Annotated in this window: 23 protein-coding genes; 17 read left to right on the top strand and 6 right to left on the bottom strand. The window is 65.1% G+C overall.

What is annotated here, in order from left to right:
- Nucleotides 1-297: a hypothetical protein gene (locus MJ601_RS11275; RefSeq protein ID WP_242126383.1), complete on the bottom strand. Its 297-nt coding sequence runs from the start codon at nt 295-297 to the stop codon at nt 1-3.
- On the opposite strand from MJ601_RS11275, the gene MJ601_RS11280 reads away from it, so the two are divergent.
- The 4 genes from MJ601_RS11280 to epsC all read left to right on the top strand — a co-directional run bounded on the left by MJ601_RS11280 (nt 290) and on the right by epsC (nt 4,436).
- Nucleotides 290-1,132, top strand: coding sequence for a TorF family putative porin (locus tag MJ601_RS11280; protein ID WP_242126386.1), 843 nt, complete (start codon nt 290-292; stop codon nt 1,130-1,132). The two genes, MJ601_RS11275 and MJ601_RS11280, sit on opposite strands and share 8 nt — an antisense overlap.
- Before the next feature lie 199 nt (nt 1,133-1,331).
- The gene (locus MJ601_RS11285) at nt 1,332-2,042 is read left to right on the top strand and encodes a response regulator (protein WP_242126388.1); all 711 of its coding nucleotides are present in this window, start codon (nt 1,332-1,334) and stop codon (nt 2,040-2,042) included.
- Nucleotides 2,039-3,358, top strand: coding sequence for an ATP-binding protein (locus tag MJ601_RS11290; RefSeq protein ID WP_242126391.1), 1,320 nt, complete (start codon nt 2,039-2,041; stop codon nt 3,356-3,358). Before MJ601_RS11285 ends, MJ601_RS11290 begins: the two co-directional genes overlap by 4 nt.
- 91 nt (nt 3,359-3,449) lie before the next feature.
- Nucleotides 3,450-4,436: a serine O-acetyltransferase EpsC gene (gene epsC, locus MJ601_RS11295; RefSeq protein ID WP_242126393.1), complete on the top strand. Its 987-nt coding sequence runs from the start codon at nt 3,450-3,452 to the stop codon at nt 4,434-4,436.
- A gap of 9 nt (nt 4,437-4,445) precedes the next feature.
- On the opposite strand, the gene MJ601_RS11300 is transcribed toward epsC, so the two are convergent.
- A complete protein-coding gene (locus MJ601_RS11300) occupies nt 4,446-6,098 on the bottom strand; it encodes an alkaline phosphatase family protein (protein WP_242126396.1) in 1,653 nt (550 codons plus the stop codon).
- 78 nt (nt 6,099-6,176) lie between these two features.
- Here MJ601_RS11300 and MJ601_RS11305 point away from each other — a divergent pair, with 78 nt between their 5' ends.
- From MJ601_RS11305 to MJ601_RS11345, 9 genes are all read left to right on the top strand, one after another.
- On the top strand, nt 6,177-8,213 hold the full coding sequence (locus MJ601_RS11305; protein ID WP_242126398.1) for a protein-disulfide reductase DsbD family protein: 2,037 nt from the start codon (nt 6,177-6,179) through the stop codon (nt 8,211-8,213).
- Nucleotides 8,213-8,950, top strand: coding sequence for a TlyA family RNA methyltransferase (locus tag MJ601_RS11310; RefSeq protein ID WP_242126400.1), 738 nt, complete (start codon nt 8,213-8,215; stop codon nt 8,948-8,950). Before MJ601_RS11305 ends, MJ601_RS11310 begins: the two co-directional genes overlap by 1 nt.
- Nucleotides 8,951-9,037: 87 nt before the next feature.
- Nucleotides 9,038-10,096 (top strand): efflux RND transporter periplasmic adaptor subunit, encoded by a 1,059-nt coding sequence (locus tag MJ601_RS11315; protein ID WP_242126402.1) that lies wholly within the window; start codon nt 9,038-9,040, stop codon nt 10,094-10,096.
- A 10-nt stretch (nt 10,097-10,106) separates the two neighbouring features.
- A complete protein-coding gene (locus MJ601_RS11320; RefSeq protein ID WP_242126405.1) occupies nt 10,107-13,211 on the top strand; it encodes an efflux RND transporter permease subunit in 3,105 nt (1,034 codons plus the stop codon).
- Between the two features lie 20 nt (nt 13,212-13,231).
- Nucleotides 13,232-13,780: a TspO/MBR family protein gene (locus tag MJ601_RS11325; protein ID WP_242126408.1), complete on the top strand. Its 549-nt coding sequence runs from the start codon at nt 13,232-13,234 to the stop codon at nt 13,778-13,780.
- Nucleotides 13,781-13,823: 43 nt separating this feature from the next.
- On the top strand, nt 13,824-14,114 hold the full coding sequence (locus tag MJ601_RS11330) for an accessory factor UbiK family protein (protein ID WP_242126410.1): 291 nt from the start codon (nt 13,824-13,826) through the stop codon (nt 14,112-14,114).
- 91 nt (nt 14,115-14,205) lie between these two features.
- Nucleotides 14,206-14,712 carry a type III secretion system chaperone family protein gene (locus MJ601_RS11335; protein ID WP_242126412.1) on the top strand — a complete coding sequence of 169 codons (507 nt, stop codon included), beginning with the start codon at nt 14,206-14,208 and terminating at the stop codon, nt 14,710-14,712.
- A gap of 11 nt (nt 14,713-14,723) precedes the next feature.
- Nucleotides 14,724-15,536, top strand: a complete 813-nt coding sequence (gene proC, locus MJ601_RS11340) for a pyrroline-5-carboxylate reductase (protein WP_242126415.1) — start codon at nt 14,724-14,726, stop codon at nt 15,534-15,536.
- A 66-nt stretch (nt 15,537-15,602) separates the two neighbouring features.
- Entirely contained in the window at nt 15,603-16,106 is a 504-nt protein-coding gene (locus MJ601_RS11345) for an asparaginase domain-containing protein (protein ID WP_242126417.1), read from the top strand.
- Here the strand turns inward: MJ601_RS11345 and MJ601_RS11350 are convergent.
- Nucleotides 16,103-17,422: a lipopolysaccharide biosynthesis protein gene (locus tag MJ601_RS11350; protein ID WP_242126420.1), complete on the bottom strand. Its 1,320-nt coding sequence runs from the start codon at nt 17,420-17,422 to the stop codon at nt 16,103-16,105. The genes MJ601_RS11345 and MJ601_RS11350 overlap by 4 nt on opposite strands.
- 118 nt (nt 17,423-17,540) lie before the next feature.
- Between MJ601_RS11350 and MJ601_RS11355 the strand changes: the two genes are divergently transcribed.
- The gene (locus tag MJ601_RS11355) at nt 17,541-18,308 is read left to right on the top strand and encodes a phosphocholine cytidylyltransferase family protein (protein ID WP_242126422.1); all 768 of its coding nucleotides are present in this window, start codon (nt 17,541-17,543) and stop codon (nt 18,306-18,308) included.
- Here MJ601_RS11355 and MJ601_RS11360 read toward each other — a convergent pair.
- The 3 genes from MJ601_RS11360 to MJ601_RS11370 are packed head-to-tail and all read right to left on the bottom strand — an operon-like array spanning nt 18,296 to nt 20,903.
- On the bottom strand, nt 18,296-18,724 hold the full coding sequence (locus MJ601_RS11360) for an HIT family protein (protein ID WP_242126424.1): 429 nt from the start codon (nt 18,722-18,724) through the stop codon (nt 18,296-18,298). The genes MJ601_RS11355 and MJ601_RS11360 overlap by 13 nt on opposite strands.
- On the bottom strand, nt 18,721-19,815 hold the full coding sequence (locus MJ601_RS11365; RefSeq protein ID WP_242126426.1) for a CDP-alcohol phosphatidyltransferase family protein: 1,095 nt from the start codon (nt 19,813-19,815) through the stop codon (nt 18,721-18,723). The genes MJ601_RS11360 and MJ601_RS11365 overlap by 4 nt, the downstream gene beginning before the upstream one ends.
- The gene (locus MJ601_RS11370; protein ID WP_242126428.1) at nt 19,812-20,903 is read right to left on the bottom strand and encodes a glycosyl transferase; all 1,092 of its coding nucleotides are present in this window, start codon (nt 20,901-20,903) and stop codon (nt 19,812-19,814) included. Before MJ601_RS11370 ends, MJ601_RS11365 begins: the two co-directional genes overlap by 4 nt.
- Before the next feature lie 154 nt (nt 20,904-21,057).
- On the opposite strand from MJ601_RS11370, the gene MJ601_RS11375 reads away from it, so the two are divergent.
- From MJ601_RS11375 to zapE, 3 genes are read left to right on the top strand one after another with little or no spacing between them, the layout of a single operon-like run.
- The gene (locus tag MJ601_RS11375) at nt 21,058-21,846 is read left to right on the top strand and encodes a succinate dehydrogenase iron-sulfur subunit (RefSeq protein WP_242126430.1); all 789 of its coding nucleotides are present in this window, start codon (nt 21,058-21,060) and stop codon (nt 21,844-21,846) included.
- Entirely contained in the window at nt 21,843-22,265 is a 423-nt protein-coding gene (locus MJ601_RS11380; RefSeq protein ID WP_242126431.1) for a PaaI family thioesterase, read from the top strand. The genes MJ601_RS11375 and MJ601_RS11380 overlap by 4 nt, the downstream gene beginning before the upstream one ends.
- 31 nt (nt 22,266-22,296) lie before the next feature.
- A complete protein-coding gene (zapE, locus tag MJ601_RS11385; RefSeq protein ID WP_242126434.1) occupies nt 22,297-23,436 on the top strand; it encodes a cell division protein ZapE in 1,140 nt (379 codons plus the stop codon).
- The last annotated feature ends 1 nt before the right edge of the window (nt 23,437 follow it).

A 23,437-nucleotide genomic window follows, 5' to 3' on the forward strand; every position in this document is an offset into this window, starting at 1 on the left:
TCACCCCCTCCTCAGGCGATCAGAGAGCCGCCGCGTCATAACCATGGCGCGGCGGTTTTTTGTGTCTGAAAATAGAAATGAAATAGAAACATTCAGAACAATAAAAGAAAATAATCGTGTTTCAGAAAGCACAGATATGTGATTGTCTTCGCATATGCGGCAAAATCCATTTCCCATGATCCCGGTGCAACCATAATCTTTGATCAATTCGCCAGTATCGAAGACAAACGAAAGTAAAGATCGTCGGGCTTGGCGAACGCAGGACGGAACATTCTTGCCTAAAAGGGGAATGTTCATGAAGTATCAGATTGCCTTTGCCGCGCTTGCGCTGCTCTCCAGCGCTCCGGCTTTCGCTCAGGAAGAGCCCGCAGGCCCCGTCACCGTTTCCGGCAGCGTTGCCCTGGTTTCCGACTATCGCTTCCGTGGCGTTTCTCAGTCCGACAAGGCAATGGCCATTCAGGGCGGCGTCACCGTCACGCATGAAAGCGGCGCCTATGTCGGCACCTGGGCATCGAGCCTCGCCGGTTGGGGCCAGTTCGGCGGCGCCAACATGGAACTCGACCTGTTCGCAGGCTACGCCATCCCGCTGGGCGGCGCGACCCTGGATGTCGGCCTCACCTGGTATATGTATCCCTCGGGCGCGGACATCACCGATTTCGCTGAACCCTATGTCAAGCTGTCGAGCGAACTGGGTCCGGTCAAGGGCCTGATCGGCGTCGCCTATGCCCCCAAGCAGGAAGCGCTGGGCAAATGGTGCAGCGATGCCGCCTGCACCATTTCCAATCCCGGCGACAAGGAGGACAATCTTTATATCTGGGGTGACATCAGCGGCGCCGTACCCAAAACGCCGGTCACGCTGAAGGCGCATCTGGGCTGGTCCAACGGCAATTCGGGCCTGGGTCCGAACGGCACCTCGATCGCGCCGACCGGCAAATATCTCGACTGGCTGGTGGGCGCGGACGTCGCCATTCCGGGTACGCCGCTGACGCTGGGCATCGCTTATGTCGATACCGACATCGCGCGGGTCGAGGAAAATTATCTCCGCCCCAACTTCATGGTTCAGGATGCCGATAATTTCGGCAAGTCGATTGCGCGCAGCCAGGTGGTCTTCTCCCTTTCGGCCGCCTTCTGACGTGCTGCATGCCGGGCGTCTCTCGAGGAGGCCCGGCATGACTAATCTTGCTGTGTGGGCGCGGTCCCTTGTCCCGCTCGTGACAAATTATTGCTGGATTGGCTGAGGCTTGTTGCTGCGGCAACGTGCGGTTGACCGCTGGTCCGGGGGCACCTATCTCGCTGTCCATGAGCAAATTTCCTTGCCCGGCAGGTCCGGCATGACGGCCCCCACCATCATCCTGGTAGAGGACGATCCGCCGCTTCGCACGCTGACCGCACGGGCGCTTCAGGAGCATGGCTATCAGGTCCGCCCGGCTTCGTCCGGTCCGGAAATGTGGGTGGCCTTCGATGCCGGCCCGGTGGACCTCGTGGTGCTCGACGTGATGCTGCCAGGCACAAACGGCATAGACCTGTGCCGCCAGATCCGCCGCAAGAGCGATGTCCCGATCATCTTCATCAGCGCCAAGGGCAGCGAAACCGATCGCATCGTGGGCCTGGAACTGGGCGCCGACGATTATCTCCCCAAACCCTTCGGCACGCGCGAGCTGATCGCGCGTATCCGCGCCATTCTCCGCCGCGTCGGCGTGGAGCGCGGCCCGGATGAGCATCGCGAGAATGAGGCTCGTTTCGACGGCTGGATCGTCAATTTTCCGCGCCGGGAACTGCGCTCGCCCACCGGGGCGGTCGTCGATCTGACCGGGGCGGAATTCGATCTGCTCGGCTCCTTCCTCAGCCATCCGCAGCGCGTCATCGCCCGCGAGCGGCTGATCGAACTGTCCCGCACCCGCATGGGCGACAGCAGCGACCGCAGCATCGACGTGCTCGTCAGCCGCCTGCGCCGCAAGCTGTCGACGGATGACCGCACCGCGCCGATCACCACCGTCCGCGGCGTCGGCTATATGTTCAATGCGGAGGTCAGCCGCGCTTGAGACGGCATGTCAGCCTGGTCGGGCAGATATTTGCGATCCTGTTGCTGACCCTGACGCTGGAATTTGCCGTCGGCACGCTGGTCTATGAGCGGGCCAATCATCTGTCCCTGCAGGATGACGAGGCCCGCCGCCTGGCCGAACATCTGGTCATCGCGCGCAAGCTGCTGACCGAGCAGCCGCCGGACGAGCGTCACGCGCTGGCGCTGCAACTGACCACTGACCGTTATGATGTGCACTGGACCCCCTCTTCGCCGCCGCCGCCGCCGCTGGCGCCGGGACTGGAGAGGATGCGCCGCCAGATCATCACCTGGGAGCCCACGCTGGAGCAATCGGGCCTGTGGCTGCGGCTGGCCTCGCCGGGGCGCGTATCGGAAATCAACGGCGGCATGCGGCTGGCCGATGGCAGCTGGCTTTATTTCGGCATGCGGCACAGCGGCGGCAAATGGACCTTCACCATCGGCCGGATGGGGCTGGCGCTCATCCCGGTGCTGGCGCTGCTCATCGTCGGCGGCCTGATGATCCGCCGCACCCTCGCGCCGCTGCGCGACCTCACCAGGGCGACCGAACGCATCGGCCTCAGCGATGAAGTCACGGTGGAGGAGGGCGGCTCCAACGATGTGCGCAACCTCATCCGCGCCTTCAACGCGATGCAGAAGCGCATCCACCGACTGATTACCGAGCGGACGGAGACGCTGGCGGCGGTCGGCCATGATCTGCGCACGCCGCTTTCCCGGCTGCGGCTGCGGCTCGAAGGGCTGCCCGAAAATGAAGCACGGGAGGCGATCGAGGGCGACCTAGCGGAAATGGGTGAGATGGTCGACTCGCTCCTTGCCTTCCTGGGCGGCGAGAAAAATGGTGAGCCTCCGGTCCGCACGGACCTGGCGGTGCTGGTCGCCACCGTGGTCGATGCCTTTCAGGATCAGGGCAGGCCGGTCGACTATTGCGGGCCGGACCATCTCGAAATGTCGGTCCGTTCGCTTTCGCTGCGCCGGGCGGTCGTCAATCTGGTCGAGAATGCCCTGCATTATGGCGGCCATGCCCGCGTGACGCTGGACCGGCGGGAGAAGGAAGTGTTGATCCGCGTCGATGATGACGGCCCCGGCATTCCCCGCGACAAGCTGGAAGAGGTGCTGAAACCCTTCGCCCGCCTTGACGAAGCGCGCCAGCGCAACACGCGCGGGCTGGGCCTGGGGCTGGCCATCGTCGCCCGCGCGGTGGAGCAGGAAGGCGGGCGGCTGATCCTCGCCAACCGCCCGGAGGGCGGTCTGCGCGCCGAAATCTGCCTGTATCTGCCGGCTGACCAGTCCAGGCGCTGACAAAGAGAATCTGACAACCCCCAAGCAAAACTCGTTTATCGCCGCGCCCATGGCCGGGCTATGCCGGAAACCTGTTCTGGAAGAGGCATATATGACGGCGCAGGAAGGCTATTGGGATATCGATCGGCTGGCGGCCGAACTGGGCGCGGTGCGGCGGCGCTGGCGGCTGGCGCAGGAGCATCACGCCGAATATGGCGCGGAGGGCTTCCCGTCCCGTGCCGAACTGACCAAGATCATGGCGGCGCTGTGCGGCGCGCTCTTCCCCCTTCGCCTCGGCCCCAGTTTCGTGCGTCTGCATAATGAGGATGCCTATGTCGCGCAGACATTGCAGACGGTCCTCAGCCGCCTCTACGGACAGATCCGGCTGGAGCTGATCTACGCGATGCAGGGGGAGGCGTCGGACGATCTGGACCGGGAGGCCTCGCGCATCATCGGCGCCTTCGCCCAAAGCCTGCCTACCTTGCGCGAACTGCTGGACAGCGATGTGGAGGCCGCCTTCCTGGGCGATCCCGCCGCCCGCAGCGTGGATGAGGTGCTGATCTGCTACCCCTCGATGCTGGCGATCACCCACCATCGCCTGGCGCACCGGCTCTATCAGCTCGGCGCCCCGCTGGTGGCGCGCATCATCTCCGAAATCGCGCATGGAAGCACCGGGATCGATATCCATCCCGGCGCGAAGATCGGCCACAGCTTCTTCGTCGATCACGGCACGGGCGTCGTGATCGGCGAAACCGCCATCGTCGGCGACCGGGTGCGCATCTATCAGGGCGTGACCCTGGGCGCGCGCAGCTTTCCGGCGGATGAGAAGGGGCGGCTGGAAAAGGCCCTGCCGCGCCATCCGATCATCGAGGATGATGTGGTGATCTATGCCGGCGCGACCATATTGGGCCGCATCATCATCGGCAGCCGCTCGGTCATCGGCGGCAATGTCTGGCTGACGGACAGCGTGCCCGCCGACAGCAATGTCCGTCAGGCCAAGGCGCATTATGAAGTGACCAGCCGGGTCGAAGTCTCCGCGCCCCACCGCGTCCACGCCCTGCTGGAGGGAGGACGCGACGGAATCGCGGAGAATATCTGACGGGAAAACCTATTGCGCCGGGCAGCTGTCTCCTTCTCCGGCGACCAGGTCGAGGCAGCGTCCGTCGATTTCGTTCTTCGGGACCGGCAATTTGATCAGCGCGGCCAGAGTCGGCATGATGTCCACCGTCTCGACGCCCAGCGGTTGCTCGAAATGGGCAAGGCCCTTGCGCCAGAAGAGGATCGGCACGCGGCGGTCGGTGTCCCAGGGGCTGCCATGGGTGGCGACGGCGCCCATCACCGCCTGCTCGGGAATGGACATGACCCGCGGTTTCAGCAGTACGAGCAGGTCGCCCGAACGCTGCGGATCGAAGCTTGCCCGCGCCTCCTGAAGCAGGGACCAGCTTTCCGGCGGACCCGAAGGGGTGGGCGCGGCCGCGATCTCCGCCTTGGTGAAGACGGTCTGGACCTGCGGATGGGCGCGAAGCAGGGCCAGCGTGGCCGCTTCGACCCTGGCACGCTGCGCGGCGGTCAGGCTGCGGTCGAAATAGAGGTCGCCCGCCGGGCCATCGCCCCAGATCAGCGTCTTGCCGCTGATGCCGGTCTTGTCCGCGATCGCCGCCGACAGGGCTTTGGGCGTCAGCGCCTTGTCCACGCGCTGTTCCATCGGCATAGCGTTCAGGCGATGCCGTTCGGGCAGGTCATGGCCGCCATGATCGGCGGTCAGCACCACCACATAATCCAGCCCGTCCTTGTCCAGCCGATCAAAAAAGGCGCCCAGTTCGCGGTCGAGCCGGTCGATCTGGATGCAGCTCTCCGTCCCCTCCGTGCCATAGGCGTGACCGATATAGTCGGTTGCCGACAGGCCGATGGAAATGATGTCGGTCTGCGCCTGTTTGCCCAGATCCATGCTCTCGATCGCGGCGGCGGCGAAGGCCAGGGTCATGGCATCCTGTTCCGGCGAGACGCGGAATCCCTTGTAATCGCCCGCGTCCCGCGCGAAGCGGCCGGTGCCGACGGTGCGGTCTCCCGCCTTCACGGCAAAATCCCTCGGCGCGCATTGCGGCGGCAGTTCGAAGCCGGGATTGGGCTGGGCCAGCCGCTGGGCCATGACCTGGTTGACCTTGGCGACCAGCGGCGGGGTCGCCACGCCCTTGTAGCTGACATAGCCCTGCGGCCCGCCGAGCCACCAGACCTGATCGGCGGTCGGGCCGCCCATCATGATCGCCGCCCGGTCCTTGCCCGCCACGGAAACGACCCGCGTCGCCGGATTGGCGATCTTCATCCGCCCGCCCAGCGTCGGCACCTTCAGATGCACGGGGGATGCCTGATAATTGTCGCTGCTGGTGCCCGGCTGCGTCTCGTCCTCGGCGCAATAGACCAGCTTGTCGGCGCGTGCCGTGCCAAGGTCGAACCAGTTATTGGCGATGATGCCGGTGCGCGACGGGCGGCTGCCGGTCAGGATGGTGCTGTGGCCAGGGCAGGTTTCCGTCGCCGCGTGGCTTTGATAGCCGCGCGGAAAGACGATCCCCTGTTCGGTCAGCCGCTTCAGCCCACCCTGATAATATTGCCGATATTCGCTGAACAGGTCGGCGGAGAATTGATCGACGGAGATCGCCACGATCAGCCTGGGCGGCGCCGCCGGAGCCGTCGCGGCCGGGGGTTGCGCCAGCGCGGGCAGGGCGCTGGCAAGAAGCAGGGCGGCAACGACGTTTTTCAGCATTGACGGAATACCTTTTGATGCCTTGACGGCGGATGCATCGGGACCTAGCCCGCATGCACACACCGGAACAGAGGCCCGATGCGGATTTTTCATGTCGTTCTGATGACGTTCCTTTTGCTTTTCGCGCCGGCCGTGGCGCGGGCGCAGGGCGCGTTCGGCCAGGGCACGCGCCATATCGCGGCGGAACTGGTCGCGGAAAGTGGCATTCCTCGGCCGGGTTCGGGCACGACCATCGCCTTTTCCATGGCGCCGGAGCCGGGCTGGCACGGCTATTGGGAAAATCCCGGCGATGCGGGCCTTGGCATGACCGTCAAATGGACATTGCCCCAGGGCGTGACCATCGGGGTGCTCCGCTATCCCGTGCCCCAGACGCTGGTCATTTCGGGCCTGATGAACCATGTCTATGAAGGGCCCTATGGGGTGCTGGCCACCCTGACGCTTGCGCCCGATGTGCCTGCGGGCGCGAAGCTGCCGATCCGGGTCCGCGCCGACTGGCTGGCCTGTACCGACAAGGTTTGCGTGCCCGAAGGCGCGGAACTGGTGCTGGATTTGGTCGCGGGCGACGGCGCGGTCCTGCCTTCCCGCCGCGCACAATTTGACGACTGGCGCAGCCATCTTCCCCGGCCCTTGGGCAGCGAGGGCAGCTATGCGGTGACGGATGGCCGCTTGCGCCTGTCCGTGCCCTTTCCGGCGGGGGCGAAAGCCGCCGACGTCCATCTTTTTCCGCTGACGGACAGTCTGGCTCGCTATGCCGCCCCGCAAAATGTCACCCGCGAAGGCGATCGTCTGCTGATCGAAACGGAGGCGGCGCAGGGTTTCAGGCCGGGCCCGGTACAGGCCGTGCTGCGGACCGGCGATCATGTCGGCTTTCTGCTGACGGCCCGGCCCGGCTCCGTTCCGGCGGCCCGTCCGGCCACTCTCCAGACCGCCTTTCTCGCACTGGGCGGGGCGCTGCTGGGTGGCCTTTTGCTCAACATCATGCCCTGCGTATTCCCGATATTGGGGCTCAAGGCGATGAAGCTCGCCCGCGCGGGCGGTGACGAACATGTCGTCCGCCGTGAGGCGATCGCCTACAGCTTCGGGATCGTGGCGACCTGCCTTGCCCTGGGCGGCCTGCTGCTTGCCTTGCGCGCGGCCGGAACGGCGGTCGGCTGGGCCTTCCAGTTGCAGGATCCGCGCATCATCCTGTTCCTGCTGCTGCTGGTCACCGCGATCACCCTCAACCTTGCGGGCCTGTTCGAACTCGGCGCCTTTGGGGGAGGGGAAAAGCTGGCGGGCAAGGGCGGCTCGACCGGAGCCTTCTGGACTGGCGTACTGGTGGCCTTTGTCGCCACGCCCTGCACCGGTCCTTTCATGGGCGCGGCCATGGGGGCAGCGCTCATCCTTCCGCTGCCCGCGGCGCTCTGCGTCTTCGCAGGCCTTGGCCTTGGCCTTGCCTTGCCCTTCCTGGCGCTGGCCTATGTGCCCGCGCTGCGGACGCGGCTGCCCCGGCCTGGCCCCTGGATGCGCCGCTTCCAGCAGATCCTTGCCATACCCATGGCGCTGACCGCCCTGGGTCTCCTCTGGCTGCTGGGCCAGCAGCGGGGCGGGGGCGCCATGGCGATCGGCATCGGCGGAGCCGTCCTTCTGAGCCTGCTCCTCTGGTATCTTGGCCGGCGCCAGCATCATGGCAAGCGCGGCGGAATGGCGGTGGCAGCGGCCGCGCTGGCGCTTTTTGCCGGCACTGCCGCCGCCTTGCCCACATATGCGCCGAGGATCGCGAATGCGGCCGGGGCGATCCCGTTCAACGAAGCCCGTCTGGCCAGCCTGCGTGCCGCGCACAAGCCGGTCTTCCTCTATTTTACCGCCGACTGGTGCCTCACCTGCAAGGCCAATGAAGCCGCCGCCATCGACCGCAGCGAAACCCGCGCCGCTTTCGACAGGGCAGGCGTCACCGTCATGGTCGGCGACTGGACCAATGCCGATCCCGCCATCACCCGCTTTCTGGAAGGGCAGGAGCGATCCGGCGTGCCGCTCTATCTCTGGTACGCCCCCGGCAAGGAAGCGCAAATCCTGCCCCAGATCCTGACGCCTTCGACGCTGACCGCCCTGCCGCGCGCGGCCGGTCTACCCTGATGGCGAAGGTGCGCGCCGACCAGCTTCTGGTCGATTCCGGTCTGGCCGAAAGCCGCGCCCGCGCGCAGGCGCTCATCCTGGCGGGCCTGGTCTTTCTGGGCGATCGAAAGATCGACAAGGCGGGCCAGCAGATTGCCGCCGATGCGGAACTGGAGGTGAAGGGCCGCGACCATCCCTGGGTTTCGCGCGGCGGGATCAAGCTCGCCCATGCGCTCGAACATTTCCAGATCGACGTGAGCGGTGCGGTCGCCATCGATGTCGGCAGTTCGACCGGCGGCTTTACCGACGTCCTGCTGACCCATGGCGCCGCGCGGGTCTATGCGGTCGACAGCGGCACCAACCAGCTGGCCTGGAAGCTGCGGTCCGATCCGCGCGTCATCGTCCATGAACAGACCAGCGCCCGCATTCTGACCGCCGACCATATTCCCGAGCCGGTGGACATGATCGTCTGCGATGCCAGCTTCATCTCGCTCGCCAAGGTGCTGGACCGCCCCTTGAGCTTCGCCCGTCCCGGTGCCCGGCTCGTCGCCCTCATCAAGCCGCAGTTCGAGGCGGGATGGGAGGAAGTGGGCAAGGGCGGCGTCGTCCGCGATCCCGCGATCCACGAACGGGTGTGCGAGGAGGCGAGAAGCTGGGCGACCTCGAAGGGTTGGCGGGTCGAAGGCATCACGACAAGCCCGATCACCGGTCCGCAGGGCAATGTAGAGTTTCTTCTCTACGCAATATTTGGTGGATAATCCCGTCACATCCGTTTCGCCGCTATAGTGACAATATGCGACAAATGCCCATTTGAATCGCCTCCAAAGGCCCCTTATTCCATTGCCATGCGCCCGCCTCTCCTCCTTCTTCTGATTGCGTTCAACCTTTCTGCCTGTGGTGGCGAGAAGGAAAGGAAAGCTCGCCCGGCCGCGCTGGTCTCCGCCGCCCCGATCGCGCATGAAAGCTTCAGCGACGATCTCGACGCGGTCGGAACCGCCTTTGCCAATGAGCAGGTCGTGCTGTCCGCGCCGGTGACGGAACGCATCACCTCGCTCCATTTCAGCGACGGCGGCTTCGTCAGCCGGGGGCAGGTGATCGCGACCCTGGCGGTCGGACAGGAAAAGGCCGAACTGGCCGCAGCGCAGGCGCAGGCTCTGGTGGCGCAGCAGCAGTTGGAGCGCATTCAGGCCCTCAAGCAGCGCGGCTTCGCGACCGCCGCCAGCCTCGACAGCCAGGTGGCGCTGGCCAATTCCGCCCGCGCCAGCGCGCAGCAGGCCCGTGCTTCGATCGGCGATCGCATCATCCGCGCGCCTTTTGCCGGATGGGTCAGCCTGCGCACCGTTTCGCCCGGCGCGATCGTGACTGCGGGCACGCCCATTGCCACGGTCAGCGACATTTCGCGGATCAAGCTGGATTTCACCGTGCCCGAAACCCGTCTGGCGCTGATCCGTGAGGGGCAGCCGATCAAGGCCATGTCCGCCGCCTGGCCCGACCGGCCGTTCAGCGGCACCATCGCCACCATCGATCCGGTGATCGATCCGGCCACGCGTGCGGTCAAGGTGCGCGCGATCCTGCCCAATCCGGATCGCGCGCTGAAACCCGGCATGCTGCTGACCGTCAATGTCATCGCCAGACAGCGCCAGTCACTGGCCGTGCCCGAACTCGCGGTGGTCGGGGATGGCGAGGAACGCTTCCTTTTCCTGGTGGAAGACGGCAAGGCGAAGCGGGTCAAGGTCGATACGGGCGTCCGGCAGAACGGCCTGGTGGAGATATTGGGCGGGGTCAGGGCAGGCCAGACCGTGGTCACCGATGGCGTCGTCAAGCTGACCGACGGCGTGCCGGTGCGCCTGCCCGGTGATGCGCCGCAAGCGAAGAGCGCCAAAGCCGCCCAGGCCGCGGGCTGAAAGGCGCGCGATGCAGCTTTCCGATCTTTCCGTCCGCCGCCCGGTGTTTGCGGCGGTCGTCGCCGTGCTGCTCTGCATCGTGGGTGTCGTGGGCTGGCTCAGTCTGTCGGTGCGGGAATATCCGGATACCGACCCGCCGATCGTCTCGGTCGAAACCAGCTATACCGGCGCCGCCGCCTCGGTCGTCGAAACCCGCATCACCCAGATCATCGAGGATGCGGTGGCAGGGGTGCAGGGCATCCGGACGATCACCTCCACCTCGCGCGACGGCACATCGGCGATCAGCATCGAATTCGATCCCTCCCGCGATATCGATTCGGCGGCCAATGACGTGCGCGACCGCGTGGGTTCGGTGACGGAGGATCTTCCCGAGGACGCGCTCGCCCCGGAGATCAGGAAAGTCGACGCCGATGCCCGTGCGATCCTGTTCATCATCTTCACCAAGCCCGGCTGGACGCCGACGCAGATTGCCGATTATCTTGACCGCAACGTGCTCGATCGCTTTTCCGCCATCGACGGCGTTGCACGCGTCACCGGGGGCGGTGACGAGAGGCCCTCCACCCGCATCTGGCTGAATGCGGAGAAACTGGCCGCCTTCGGCATCACGCCCGGCGACGTCGAAAGCGCCCTGCGCGCCCAGAATGTCGAACTGCCCGCCGGGCGTTTCGAATCCACGGACCAGAACCAGACCCTGCGCGTCGAACGCGCCTTTTCCACGCCGGACCAGTTCGCCCGGCTCGTCGTCGGGCGCGGCGCGGACGGCTATCAGGTGAAGCTGGGCGATGTCGCCCGGATCGAGCAGGGGCCGGAAAATCCCTATACCAGCTTCCGTTCCAACGGCGCGACCGGCATCGGCGTCGGCATCATCCGCCAGTCCGGCGCGAACACGCTGGACGTCGCGGAAAAGGCCAAGGCCCTGATCGCTGAACTGCGCCCGACCCTGCCAGCGGGGATGAAGGTCAATATCGGTTCCGACGAATCGCTGTTCATCAGCCGCGCCATCGACAATGTCTATGACACGCTGACCGAAGCGGCGATCCTGGTCATTGCCGTCATCTTCCTGTTCCTGGGGTCGCTGCGCGCCACCATAATCCCCTCGGTCACGGTGCCGATCTGCCTGCTCGCGACCTGTGCGGTGATGTGGCTGCTGGGGCTGTCGATCAACCTGCTGACGCTGCTGGCCTTCGTGCTGGCCATCGGCTTGGTCGTGGACGACGCCATCGTGGTGCTGGAAAATGTCTACCACCGCATCGAGCAGGGGGAGGACCCGCTGCTGGCCGCCTATCTCGGGACGCGGCAGGTGGGCTTCGCGATCATTTCGACGACGCTGGTGGTCTGCGCCGTGTTCGTGCCGGTGATGTTCCTGGCCGGTCAGACCGGCCTTCTGTTCCGCGAACTCGCCATTGCGATGATCGCGGCCATTGCCTTTTCCGGCTTCATCTCGCTCAGCCTCGCGCCCATGCTCTGTTCGAAGCTGCTGCGCCATTCGAAACGGTCCCGGCTATCGCGCTGGGTGGACGATCGTTTCCAGCGGCTGGAGGGGGCCTATGCCCGGTTGCTGGACCGCGTCCTGACGAAGCCCGCCATGGCGCTGGTGGTGGTGGCGATTTTCCTGGCGGGGTCGGCGGTCGTGTTCACGAAACTGCCGACCGAACTGGCTCCGGCAGAAGATACCGGCGTCATCGACGGGCAGGTCACTGCGCCCGAAGGCACCGGCTTCGACCGGATGAAGGCCTATATGCGGAAGATCGAGGGCGACCTTCAGCCGCTGCGCGACGACGGTTCGCTCCAGGTGCTCAATGTCCGCGCCCCCGCCGGTTTCGGTTCCAGCGACGATTTCAACGGGGGCAATATCATCGCCTTCCTGCGTCCGTGGGAAGACCGCACCATCACCACCGCGCAGGTTGCCGACACGATCAACAGGGTTCTTGCCAACCAGCCCGGCGTGCGCGGCAATGTGGCGCCCCGTTCGGGGCTGGGGCGGGGGCGCGGCCTGCCGGTCAATCTCGTGCTTGCCGGATCGACCTATGAAGGGCTGGTCGCCGCCCGCGACCGCATCATGGCGGCCGCCGCCGGCAATCCCGGCCTCATCAACCTGGACAGCGATTACAAGGAAACCAAGCCGCAGATGCGGGTCGAGGTGAACCAGCAGCGGGCGGGCGATCTGGGCGTATCGGCCAACGACATCAGCCAGGCGCTCCAGACCCTTCTCGGTTCGCGCCGCGTGACCACCTATGTCGACCGGGGCGAGGAATATCGCGTGCTGGTGCAGGCCGAGCGCGAAGGGCGGCAGACGCAGGCGGACCTTGAACGCATCAACGTGCGCAGCCGCACCGGCGCGCTGGTCCCCCTGTCGGCGGTCGTCACCATCCGCGAAGTGGCCGGACCGCGCCAGCTCAACCGCTATAACAAGCTGCGCGCCATCACGCTGACCGCGGCGCTGGCGCCGGGCTATTCGCTGGGCGAGGCGCTCGATTTCCTCGAAGCTCAGGCGCGTCAGTCGCCCGAAGTCGTCGCCATCGGCTATCGCGGCGAAAGCCAGTCGTTGCGCGAAACGGGCGGGGCGATCTGGCTGGTCTTCGGCCTGACGATCCTGATCGTCTATCTGCTGCTGGCAGCCCAGTTCGAGAGCTTCATCCACCCCGGCGTCATCATCGCCACGGTACCGCTTGCGGTGGCGGGCGGGGTGATCGGCCTTGCGCTGACGGGCGGATCGATCAACCTCTACAGCCAGATCGGCATCGTCATGCTGGTCGGCCTAGCGGCGAAAAACGGCATTCTGATCGTCGAGTTCGCCAACCAGCTGCGCGACGAAGGGCTGGAGGTCGCTACCGCCATCCGGCAGGCGGCGACCCGCCGGTTGCGCCCGATCCTCATGACCTCCATCGCGACGGTCATCGGCGCCCTGCCGCTGGTCATTCGTGGCGGGGCAGGCGCTGCCGCCCGGCACAGCATCGGCGTGGTGGTGGTGTTCGGCGTCAGTCTTGCGACATTGATCACGCTGTTCCTCATCCCGATCTTCTATTCGCGGGTTGCAGGACGAACCGTTTCCCCGCAAACCGTCAGTCGGCGGCTTGACTCGGCCTTGAAGGATTCGCCCGAAGCCGCTGAATAAATCGTGGAGCTTCGTCGCTGATGAACGAAATTGCGTCTCCGGGTCAATTACGCCTCGCCTATCTGCGCTGGGCGCTGGTTACTGTGCCTGCGATTGTTTTCCTTGGCTTTCTCTCCGGCAAGCTCGCCAATAGTGGCTATGGCAACCGCTGGTTCGCGGCGCTGGCCAAACCGGACGTCATTCCGCCCGGCTGGGCTTTTGGGGTCGCCTGGACCATCCTCTACATATTGATGGCGCTGGCCTTCGCGATCATCCTGCATGCGCGGGGCGCGCGGGGCAGGGGAGCGGCCATCACCGCCTTCCTGGTCCAGTTCGCCCTCAACCTCGTCTGGTCGCCGCTTTTCTTCCGCGCGCATCAGGTCGGCAATGCGCTGGTCCTGATCCTGATATTGCTGGTTCTCGTGGCGGCCACGACCGTGCTTTTCTGGCGCGTGCGCAAGGCTGCCGGCCTCTTGCTGCTGCCCTATCTGTGCTGGCTGGTCTTTGCGTCCTACCTCAACTATGAGATCGGCCGCCTCAATCCGGACGCGGAAAGCCTTGGCAAACCCGCGTTCCAGACCCAGATATGATCTTTGTCGCCAGACAAGGCGACGCGCAGAAGGACCAAGCATCATGCAGAGCGAAAACCGCTTTTTCGACGACCTTGCCAAGCTGGTGAACGGCGCGGCCGGGACGGTCGCGGGCATGAGCCGCGAGTTCGAAACCAACGCCCGGGAAAAGGCCAAGCAGTGGATCGGTGGCATGGATTTCGTCAGTCGCGACGAATTTGATGCGGTGAAGGCGCTCGCCGCCGCCGCGCGCGAAGAGGTGGAGTCGCTCAAGGCCCGGCTCGACGCGCTGGAGGGCAGGGCGCCCGAACCGGTCAAGAAGACGGTGCGCGCCAGGCCCAGCGAGGCGGAATAAGCGGCGGCTTCCGATCAAAGTCGGACTTGTCCACGGATTTCGGCCGCGACCGGCTGTTCCAGCGGCGCGCAAAATGCTCTAAGGCCCGCACATGATGGACAGCGACGAATTTGAAAATGGCGGCCAGGAAGCCGCGCCGATCGATATGCTGGCCGCCTATTTCGAGGCGCATGGCTGGAGCTTCGATCAGGTGGGCGAGGACGAGATCGTCGCGAGCACGCAGGGGTCGTGGGCGCAATATGAGTTGCGCGGCATCTGGCGCGACGAGGATCAGGTGCTCCAGCTTCTCGCCTTGCCCGATATTCGGGTCAATGACGACAAGCGCGGCGCGATCTACGAAACGCTCGGCCTCATCAACGAACAGCTGTGGCTCGGCCATTTCGAACTCTGGTCGTCCAGTGGCATCGTCCTGTTCCGCCACGGCGCGCTGCTGGGCGCGGGCGGCACGCTGACGCTTGATCAGGCGCAGATATTGATCGAAACCGCGATCGATGAGTGCGAACGCTTCTACCCGGTGTTCCAGTTCGTCCTGTGGGGCGGCAAAACCCCGGCCGAAGCGATTTCCGCCAGCCTGATCGAAACCCGCGGCGAAGCCTGAGACCGTCTTCCATGACCACGACCTGGCCCGAACATCTGTTCCTCGTCGGCTGCGGCAATATGGCGGGACAGATGCTGACCCGCTGGCTCGCCAGCGGACTGGATCCCGCCCGCATTATCGTCCTGCGGCCGAGCGGCAGGCCCGTGGCCGAGGGCGTCCAGGTGGTGACGGACTATCCCGCGTCCCTCCCCGCACGAACGACCGCTCTGCTGGGAATGAAGCCCTATCAACTGGCCGATGTCGCGGCCTCGCTCGCCCCGGTCTGCGCTGCGGATACCCGCATCATTTCCATTCTCGCCGGAACGCCGCTCTCCGACCTGAAGGCCCATTTCCCTGTGGCGGGCGATGTTATCCGGGCCATGCCGAACCTGCCGGTGGGCATAGGGGAGGGCGTTACCGCGCTCCACGCCGATGCCGCCGTTTCGGCCAGTGCCCGCACCGAAGTCGAAGCGCTGATCGCGCCGCTGGGCCTGGCCGAATGGATCGCCGATGAAGACCGGTTCAACGAAGTCACTGCCCTGTCCGGCTGCGGTCCGGCTTTCCTCTTCCGCTTCATCGACGCCTTCGCCCGGGCAGGCGAAGCGATCGGCCTGCCCGCGGACCAGTCCGCCCGCATGGCGCTCGCGACGGTGCGCGGCTCCGCCAGCATGGCGGCCCAGGCCAGCGAAAGTCCCGCTGTCCTGGCCGACCGCGTCGCCAGCCCCGGCGGCATGACGCGCCAGGGTCTGAATGTCCTGGATGCCGATGATCGGCTGTTGAAGCTGCTTGTCGACACCCTCACGGCCGCGCGAGACCGGGGCGAGGAAATGGCCAGGGGCCAATAGGCCCGCCGGGTTCACGCCCTGGGTGAAATGCCCTAGAAGACCTGCTATTTCCTTTGGAGTCCCTTTATGCTGTCCGCCGAAACGCCGATCCTGCTGCTCACGACCGGCGGGACGATCGACAAAATCTATTTCGACGCGCTGTCGGACTATCAGGTGGGCGAAACGGTGATGGCGAAGCTGCTGGAGATCGCCCGCGTCAAGCGCCCCTTCCGCATTGAGGAAGTGACGCGCAAGGACAGTCTGGAACTGGACGACGCCGATCGCGAACTGATCCGAGATCGTGTCGCGGCGGCGCCGGAAAGCCACATCATCATCACCCATGGCACCGACACGATGACGGAAACGGCCAAGCTGCTGGCCGCCATCCCCGGCAAGACGGTGGTGCTGGTGGGCGCGCTCGCCCCCGCCCGCTTCGGGGAGAGCGATGCGAGCTTCAATCTCGGCATGGCCTTCGCGACGGCGCAGGTCGCGGAGCCGGGCGTCTATATCACGATGAGCGGCTCGGTCTTCCGCGCCGACAGGGTGGTGAAGGACAGGGCCAAGGGCGCCTTCGTTCCGGTTGAAGATTAGGGCGTAAACGCATCAATGGCGCGCCTGCTCGCCAGCCCCATCATCGCGAAGCCTACGATCGACGCAATGATGTTCGCGCTGGCGGCGCCGACCGTGCCATAGATGGGCAGCAGCGCCGCCTGCATCGCCAGCAGCAGGGCAGTGGAGATGAAGGTGATGCGCAGCGACAGATTGGCCCGGTCGGTGGCCATCAGCAGCGGACGATAGCTGACCCCGACCAGGTCGATGCAGGAAGAGACGCCCAGCAGCAGCAGCAGCGGATAGCCCGGCAGAAAGGCCTTGCCCGCGATCAGCCCCAGCAGCGGATGGCCGATCGTCAGGATCAGCGCGATGATCACGACTCCCGCGATCAGCGCCAGCCGGTTGGTCCGCCGGAACAAGGTGCCCAACGCCTCCCTTCCGTGACTGCTATGGGTGCGGCTGAGTTCCACGAAGATGCTGCGCGAGAGCAGGCTGGAAATCTTGGTCAGCGAATTGGCGAGCTGATTGGCAAGCCGGTAGAGACCCGCGCCCGCCGGTCCCACGAACAGACCCACGACCAGCACCGCCACCTGCTGCCCGATGGACGACAGGGTGGTCTGCAGATTGGTCGCCGTCAGAAAGCCGACGATGCCGGGATTTTCGGCGCGCGCGTCCATCGCCCTGCCCGCCCGCCAGCTACCGATCCTCTCGCGCCCGACCCGCAATGCCAGCCACCAATAGCTGATCGCGCAGAGCAGCTCGGCCGCCCCCCAGGCGATGAGAAAGCCGGTGACGTCCGGCATTGCCACCCACGCGATCGCCGCGCCGATCATCCGGCCCACCGGGATCATGGTTTCGGCAAGCGCGCCCGAATCGAACCGATCGAACAGTCGCAGCACTCCCGTCGGGCTGGACCGGATCGTGATCATCATCACCATGCAGAAAATCCAGGCCTGCCACCCCATGCCCGCCGACAATTCCATCAGCGGTCCGAAGACGACGATGATGAACGCCGCGATCAATCCGCCGGTTATCGCGGAGGCAAGGTCGATGAGGATGCAGAAGCGCAACACCCGGTTCAGCGCATCGCCATTGCCCGACGCCAGATGCGGCTGGCCATAGCGCACCACGATCTGCCAGCTGTCGAAGCTCACCAGCGTCTTGATAACGTTGGCCGCGCTCAATATCAGCGCGAACCGGCCGAAATCGGCCACGCCCAGCGTACGCGTCACGATGGCGAGATAGGCAAGGCTGAGGACCGCGCCCACCCCCTTGCCGCCCAGCAGCCAGCCGGTGTTCGCCAGAATGCGGGCAAAGCCCTCCTGAGCGCCACCCGATCCGCGCTTGCTGTTCACTAGGCCCCGGCCTTTCGCTGCAACGCCGTCCGTCAGGCGCGCGCCTATCTAGGATCGGGCCGGATGCGATGCAACATGCGCTGTTCCTCCCCCCGCATTTGCTTTAAGGCCGCGCGCCATGAGCATTACCAAAGCCATCATTCTGTCCGCGGGCCAGGGTTCGCGCCTGCTCCCGCTGACGCGCGACGTGCCCAAATGCATGATCGACTTCAACGGCCGCACCCTTATCAGCTGGCAGATCGCCGCACTTGTCGCCAATGGCGTGACCGACATCGTCGTCGTCACCGGCTTCCGCACCGAACGGGTGGAGGATCATGCGCTGCAACTCTATCGCGATACCGGCGCGCGCATCCGTACCGTGTTCAATCCCTTCTTCCAGGTCGCGGACAATCTGGGCACCTGCTGGATCGTGCGGGAAGAAATGGATCGCGACTTCATCATCCTGAACGGCGACACCATCGTTTCGGACGAGATCGTCGGCCGGCTGATCGCGGGCGCGCAGGATGCGATCACCGTGACCGTCGACGTCAAGCATGGCGATTATGACGACGACGACATGAAGGTGAACCGGGACGCGACCGGCCGCCTTCACGCCATCGGCAAGCGGCTGCTGCCCCCCGACACCAATGCCGAATCCATCGGCATGCTGGCGTTCAAGGGGGAAGGGCCGGCCATCTTCCGCAACCAGATCGACCAGATGATGCGTACTCCCGAAGGCGTCGAGCGCTGGTATCTGCGCGCCATCGACATCATCGCCAAGGGCAACCGCGTCGGCACCGTGTCGATCGAGGGGATGGACTGGCAGGAAGTCGATTTCCCGCAGGATGTCGAAGCGGCGAAGGCGCTCACCGCCCGCTGGCTGGCCGAAGGACGCTACGCGAAATAGGGCTTCAGCCAATCGGTCAGTTCGGCGATCTGCTCGTTGGAGAGCTTCACCGCGCTGCCCAGGTCAGGCTGGCCCGGCCAGCCGGCATCCGGGACCGTCACGCCCGCATGTTCCCGACTCCCCTCATAGCGGGGGAGGACATGGAAATGGACATGCGGGTCGACCATCATCAGCATCAGATAATTGACCTTCTGATAGCCGACGGCCCGCGTCAGCGCGCCTTCGATGGCTTTGGTCACGACCGCCAGTTCGGCATGGGCTTGCGCAGGCAGGGCGCCGAATGCCTCGGCGTCGGACTTCGCGGCCAGCACCAGCGATCCCAAAGTGGGCTGGGCCGGGCGCAGCAGCACCAGCCAATGCCGGAACTCGGCGACCAGTGTTGCCGGAAATCCGAACTTCCCGATGGTCGCATTCATGCGGTCGTCTCCATCCAGCTGACGATGGGCCGTCCTGCCCGCCTGGCGGCATAGGCCTGCGCCAGCCGCACGGCGTGGACGATCAGGGAGATGATGGTCCACCAGGCAAGGGCGATCAACCCGATATCCGGCCGCCCCGCCAGCAGGGCGAAGAACAGGATCACCATGTTTGGGTTGCGGCGCGCGGTGATCAGCCGGAACCGGCTGTCGAAACGGCCCCAGACATGGATGTCCATGCCGAATTCCCGGATGAACAGGCCTTCGATCAGCCGTTGCGCTACATAGCCCGCGACCACGGCGGCCATGACCAGCGCGAAGGTCTGGCCCGGTAGTGCCAGCCCCCAGGCCGACAGCCCCACGCCCCAGAAATACCACCAGAAGGGCGGGTGGATCAGGTCGACGCCATGGTCGGCGACATTGCCCCATCTGGACGAGGTGATGGTGCAGCGCGCCAGCTTTCCGTCCACCGTGTCCAATATCATGAAGATGAAGCCGGTGAGCATCCCGGTCCAGTAAAGCCCATGCGCGAACAGCCAGGTCGCGACGACGCAGAGCGTCGCGCCGATCGCCGTCACCATATTGGGCGTCATGCCGATCGATGCCGCCAGCCGCGTCAGCCACAGCGCCAGTTCCGGCCAGAGATATTTGGTAAGCAGGTCGGTGACGCCCTTATAGGCGCCGAAATAGCTCTGCCGCTCGATGCCGCGCCGGGTCGCGGGGGTGAGTTCCCGGACGAAGGGCTGTTCCAGCTTGCGGAGCTGCCTGTTGTAGAGCTTCCGGCCGTCCGACAGGTCGATCGCATGCGCCGCGGCCGACGGATCGCTGCCGGCGGGAACCTGCCCGACGATCGGCGTCGTGCCCCACAGGAAGACGGTGCCCGGCGTCGCCAGCACCTCCCGCAACAGCATAGGGTCGAAGGCATAGGTCAGGTTGAACAGCAGCTCATGGCCCTCGGCCAGCGCGCTGCCGGCCTTTGCCGCGCTTTCGGCCATGCGGCGGCATCTCTCCGCATTGGACATGCCCCAGATGCGCGTCGCATTGTCCCCCGTGAGCCTCACGGGGCCGAGGGCGGTCGTGATGATCTGCGTCATGCGGCCGCCATGCCCTCCGATTTCCGGGCGAAGTTCAGGATGATGTCGGCTTGCCGCTCGGACGCGAGGGCGGGGGATCGGTCAATGGAATCGGACATGGCCGCTTCCTGAGCATCAACGAACCCGGCTTGCAAGCCCGCTGCGCGGTCCAGCGCCCGGGGCAGGGCACTCATGTCCTCGATCACCTGCCCCAGCCGCCAATGCGCGAAGGCATCGTCGGACCGCCAGTCGCGCCGGTCGAGATTGAGGAAGATGCAGGGCCGGGGATGAAGCAGAAACTCATACACCTGGCTCGACACATCGCCCAGATAGGCGTCGGCGCTCATCGTGTAGCTCATGTCGATCGAATGGCGGCTGCCCATGTCGACCCGGATATGGGGGGCATCGGTCCGGATCGGCGCTGTCCGGCCGGCAAGCTTGGTGTGCGGGGCGATGATGACGTTCCAGCCCGTGAGCGCCTCCAAGGCGGCGAGCACCTTCGGACCATGGTTGAGCCAGGAGGACAGGCGCGCATCGAAATGCGGGTTGTAGAGCAGCACCGGCAGCTCATCGTCGAAAAAGCGCCGGCGTGGTGCCTGCAATTCGAATTTTGCATAGCCCCCGACCGCGATTTCCTCCGCCCCGCAAAGACCGCGATCGATCAGCCGCCTTCGATCCTTTTCGCCCGCCACCAGCGTCAGGTCGAAGGCGGAATGGCGCGCCTTGTAGCCGCCCTCCCTGTCCCCGGCGCCATGCTTGATCTGTACCATGCGCGAGGAAAAGCCCGGCACGCCGCGCAGCCAGCCGCTGGAAATCTCCGTCGTTACCAGCAGGGGAAAGCGGCGGATCGTCGCATAGTTGAGCATCAGCGTCAGAAAGCGCGAGGGCTGGCGGAACAGCGAGTCGGGGGGCGAGGGCGGCCGTCGCAGGCGCACCAGGTTCAGCGCGCCGTCCGGATCGTAGCCGGCCACCAGATCGAGGATCATGCGGGAGGGCGAGAGCACATGCACCTCCACCCCCGCGCGCCGCGAAAGCGCCAGCGCCGCGGGCAGCCAATGGTAGATTTGATGGGCTTCGGCAATGGCCAGAAAGGCGATATCGTTGGGCAACTCAGGCGTCTCCAGGCTGTGCCGCGCCGTACCGATGAAGACGGCCTCAAATCAAGCAACCCGCTTTTATGCTGCTCTCTGTGCTGGACCTTTGCAGATTTTTTGTTATGCGCAACGCCGAACTGAAGGACCATCGGAAGAGGCTTGACGAGCAATGGCCGAATTTGCGTTGCCCAAGAACAGCAAGATCAGCGCCAAGGGCGTGACCCACAAGGCGCCGGACGGGGCCACCAACGTCAAGAGCTTCAAGGTCTATCGCTACGACCCCGACTCAGGCCAGAACCCGCACTACGACACGTTCGAGATCGATCTCGACAATTGCGGCCCGATGGTTCTGGACGCGCTGCTGAAGATCAAGAATGAATATGACCCGACGCTGACCTTCCGCCGTTCGTGCCGCGAGGGCATTTGCGGTAGCTGCTCGATGAACATGAACGGCCGCAATGGCCTCGCCTGCACCACCTCGATCGAGGAATGCTCGGGCAAGGAAGTGCGCATCACGCCGCTGCCGCACATGGATGTGATCAAGGATCTGGTGCCGGACTTCACGCATTTCTACGCGCAGTACAATTCCATCAAGCCCTGGCTGCAAACCGTCAGCCCGGCGCCGAGCGGCAAGGAACGGCTCCAGTCGCCCGCCGACCGCGAGAAGCTGGACGGCCTCTATGAGTGCATCCTGTGCGCCTGCTGCTCGACCAGCTGCCCCAGCTACTGGTGGAACAGCGACAAGTTCCTCGGCCCGGCGATCCTGCTTCAGGCCTATCGCTGGCTGGCCGACAGCCGCGACGAATATACCGGCGAGCGGCTCGACGAGCTGGAGGATCCCTTCCGCCTCTATCGCTGCCACACCATCATGAACTGCGCGAATGTCTGCCCCAAGGGCCTCAGCCCCGCCAAGGCGATCGCCGAAACCAAGAAGATGATGGTCGAGCGCCAGCTTTGACGGAAGGGGAAGGCGCGGCGGCTGTTTCGGATCGCGCCCTGCGCGACCGTGGAACCTGGGCGGAAAATTTTCCGCCCATCGCCACGCGCCGGGTTGATGCCGGGACGATGCTGCTGGAATTCGATCCGGTTGCGGGCCTGCGCAACCAATATGGCGCGCTCCACGGCGCGTTTCTGTCGGGTATCGCTGAATATTGCATGGGATTGGCCTTCCTGCGGGAGGAGGATCCCGTCTCCATCGTCACCGTTTCGCTGAACATCGAATTTCCCGCGCCCGGCCGGATGGACCGTCTGGTCGAAGGCGAGGTGGTGGTGCTGCGGGAAACCGGCCGCATGGGCTTTGTGCGCATGACGCTGGTTCAGGATGGCGCCGTCATTCTGGCCGGTCAGGGCGTGGCCCGCAAGGTAAAGGCTGCGTGAAAGCCATGCTTCTTCCCGGCTGCACGCTGTCATGACCGGAGTCATCGGCCGCTATCATGCACTGGTTGCCGCCGGGGAATTGCGCGCCGATCCGGATCAGGAAGCGGCGGCGCGGCGCCTGGATCAACTCCAGCATGAGCTGGAGGCGACCCCCGCGCGCGGATCGACGCTCTGGAAATTGCTGCGCAAGGCGCCGGAGCCGCCACGCGGCCTCTATATGTGGGGCGGCGTTGGGCGCGGCAAGTCGATGCTGATGGACCTGTTTTTCGACACGGTACATGTCCAGCGCAAGAAGCGGGCGCATTTCCACGAATTCATGCTCGACGTGCACGCCCGGCTGGCCGAGGCGCGCAAGTCCGAAACGGGCGATCCGATCCCACCGGTGGTCGAATCGCTGGCGGAAGAGGCGCGGCTGCTCTGCTTCGACGAGATGGTCGTCAACAATATGGCGGATGCGGCGATCATGTCGCGGCTGTTTACCGGCCTGCTGGAAAAGCGGGTGACGATCGTCACCACCTCCAACCGCGAACCGGACGAACTCTACAAGAACGGCCTCAACCGCCAGCTTTTCCTGCCCTTCATCGATCTGATCAAGGCGAAGCTGGACGTGATGACGCTGAACGGCCCGACCGATTACCGGCTCGACCGCCTGGGCGACGCCCAGCTCTGGCACGCGCCCAACGGGCCGGAGGCGACCACTGCGCTGTCCGAAGCCTTTTTCCGGCTGACCGACTATCCGGTGGAGGACCGGGCGAAGGTTCCCGCCGAGGATATCAAGGTTCAGGGCGGCCGCACGCTGCATGTGCCCAAGAGCCTGAAGGGGGTGGCGGTCTTTTCCTTCAAGCGCCTGTGCGCGGAGGCGCGGGGCGCGCCGGACTATCTGGCGATCGCCCGCAAATATCATACGGTGATCCTGGTCGGCATCCCGGTGCTGGGTCCGGAAAAGCGCAATGAGGCGGCCCGTTTCGTGACGCTGATCGATGCGCTCTACGAATATAAGGTGAAGCTGCTGGCCTCCGCCGACGCGGAGCCTGCGAAGCTCTATCCGGAGGGCGACGGCGCCTTCGAATTCGAGCGCACCGTGTCGCGCCTCATGGAAATGCAGTCGGACGACTATCTGGCGCTGGGGCATGGCAGCCAGGATGGAAATGCTGGCAGGGGCCAGGATTGAC

Origin of the sequence: Sphingobium trunci (assembly GCF_022664535.1) — a bacterium.
Classification (GTDB): Bacteria; Pseudomonadota; Alphaproteobacteria; order Sphingomonadales; family Sphingomonadaceae; genus Sphingobium.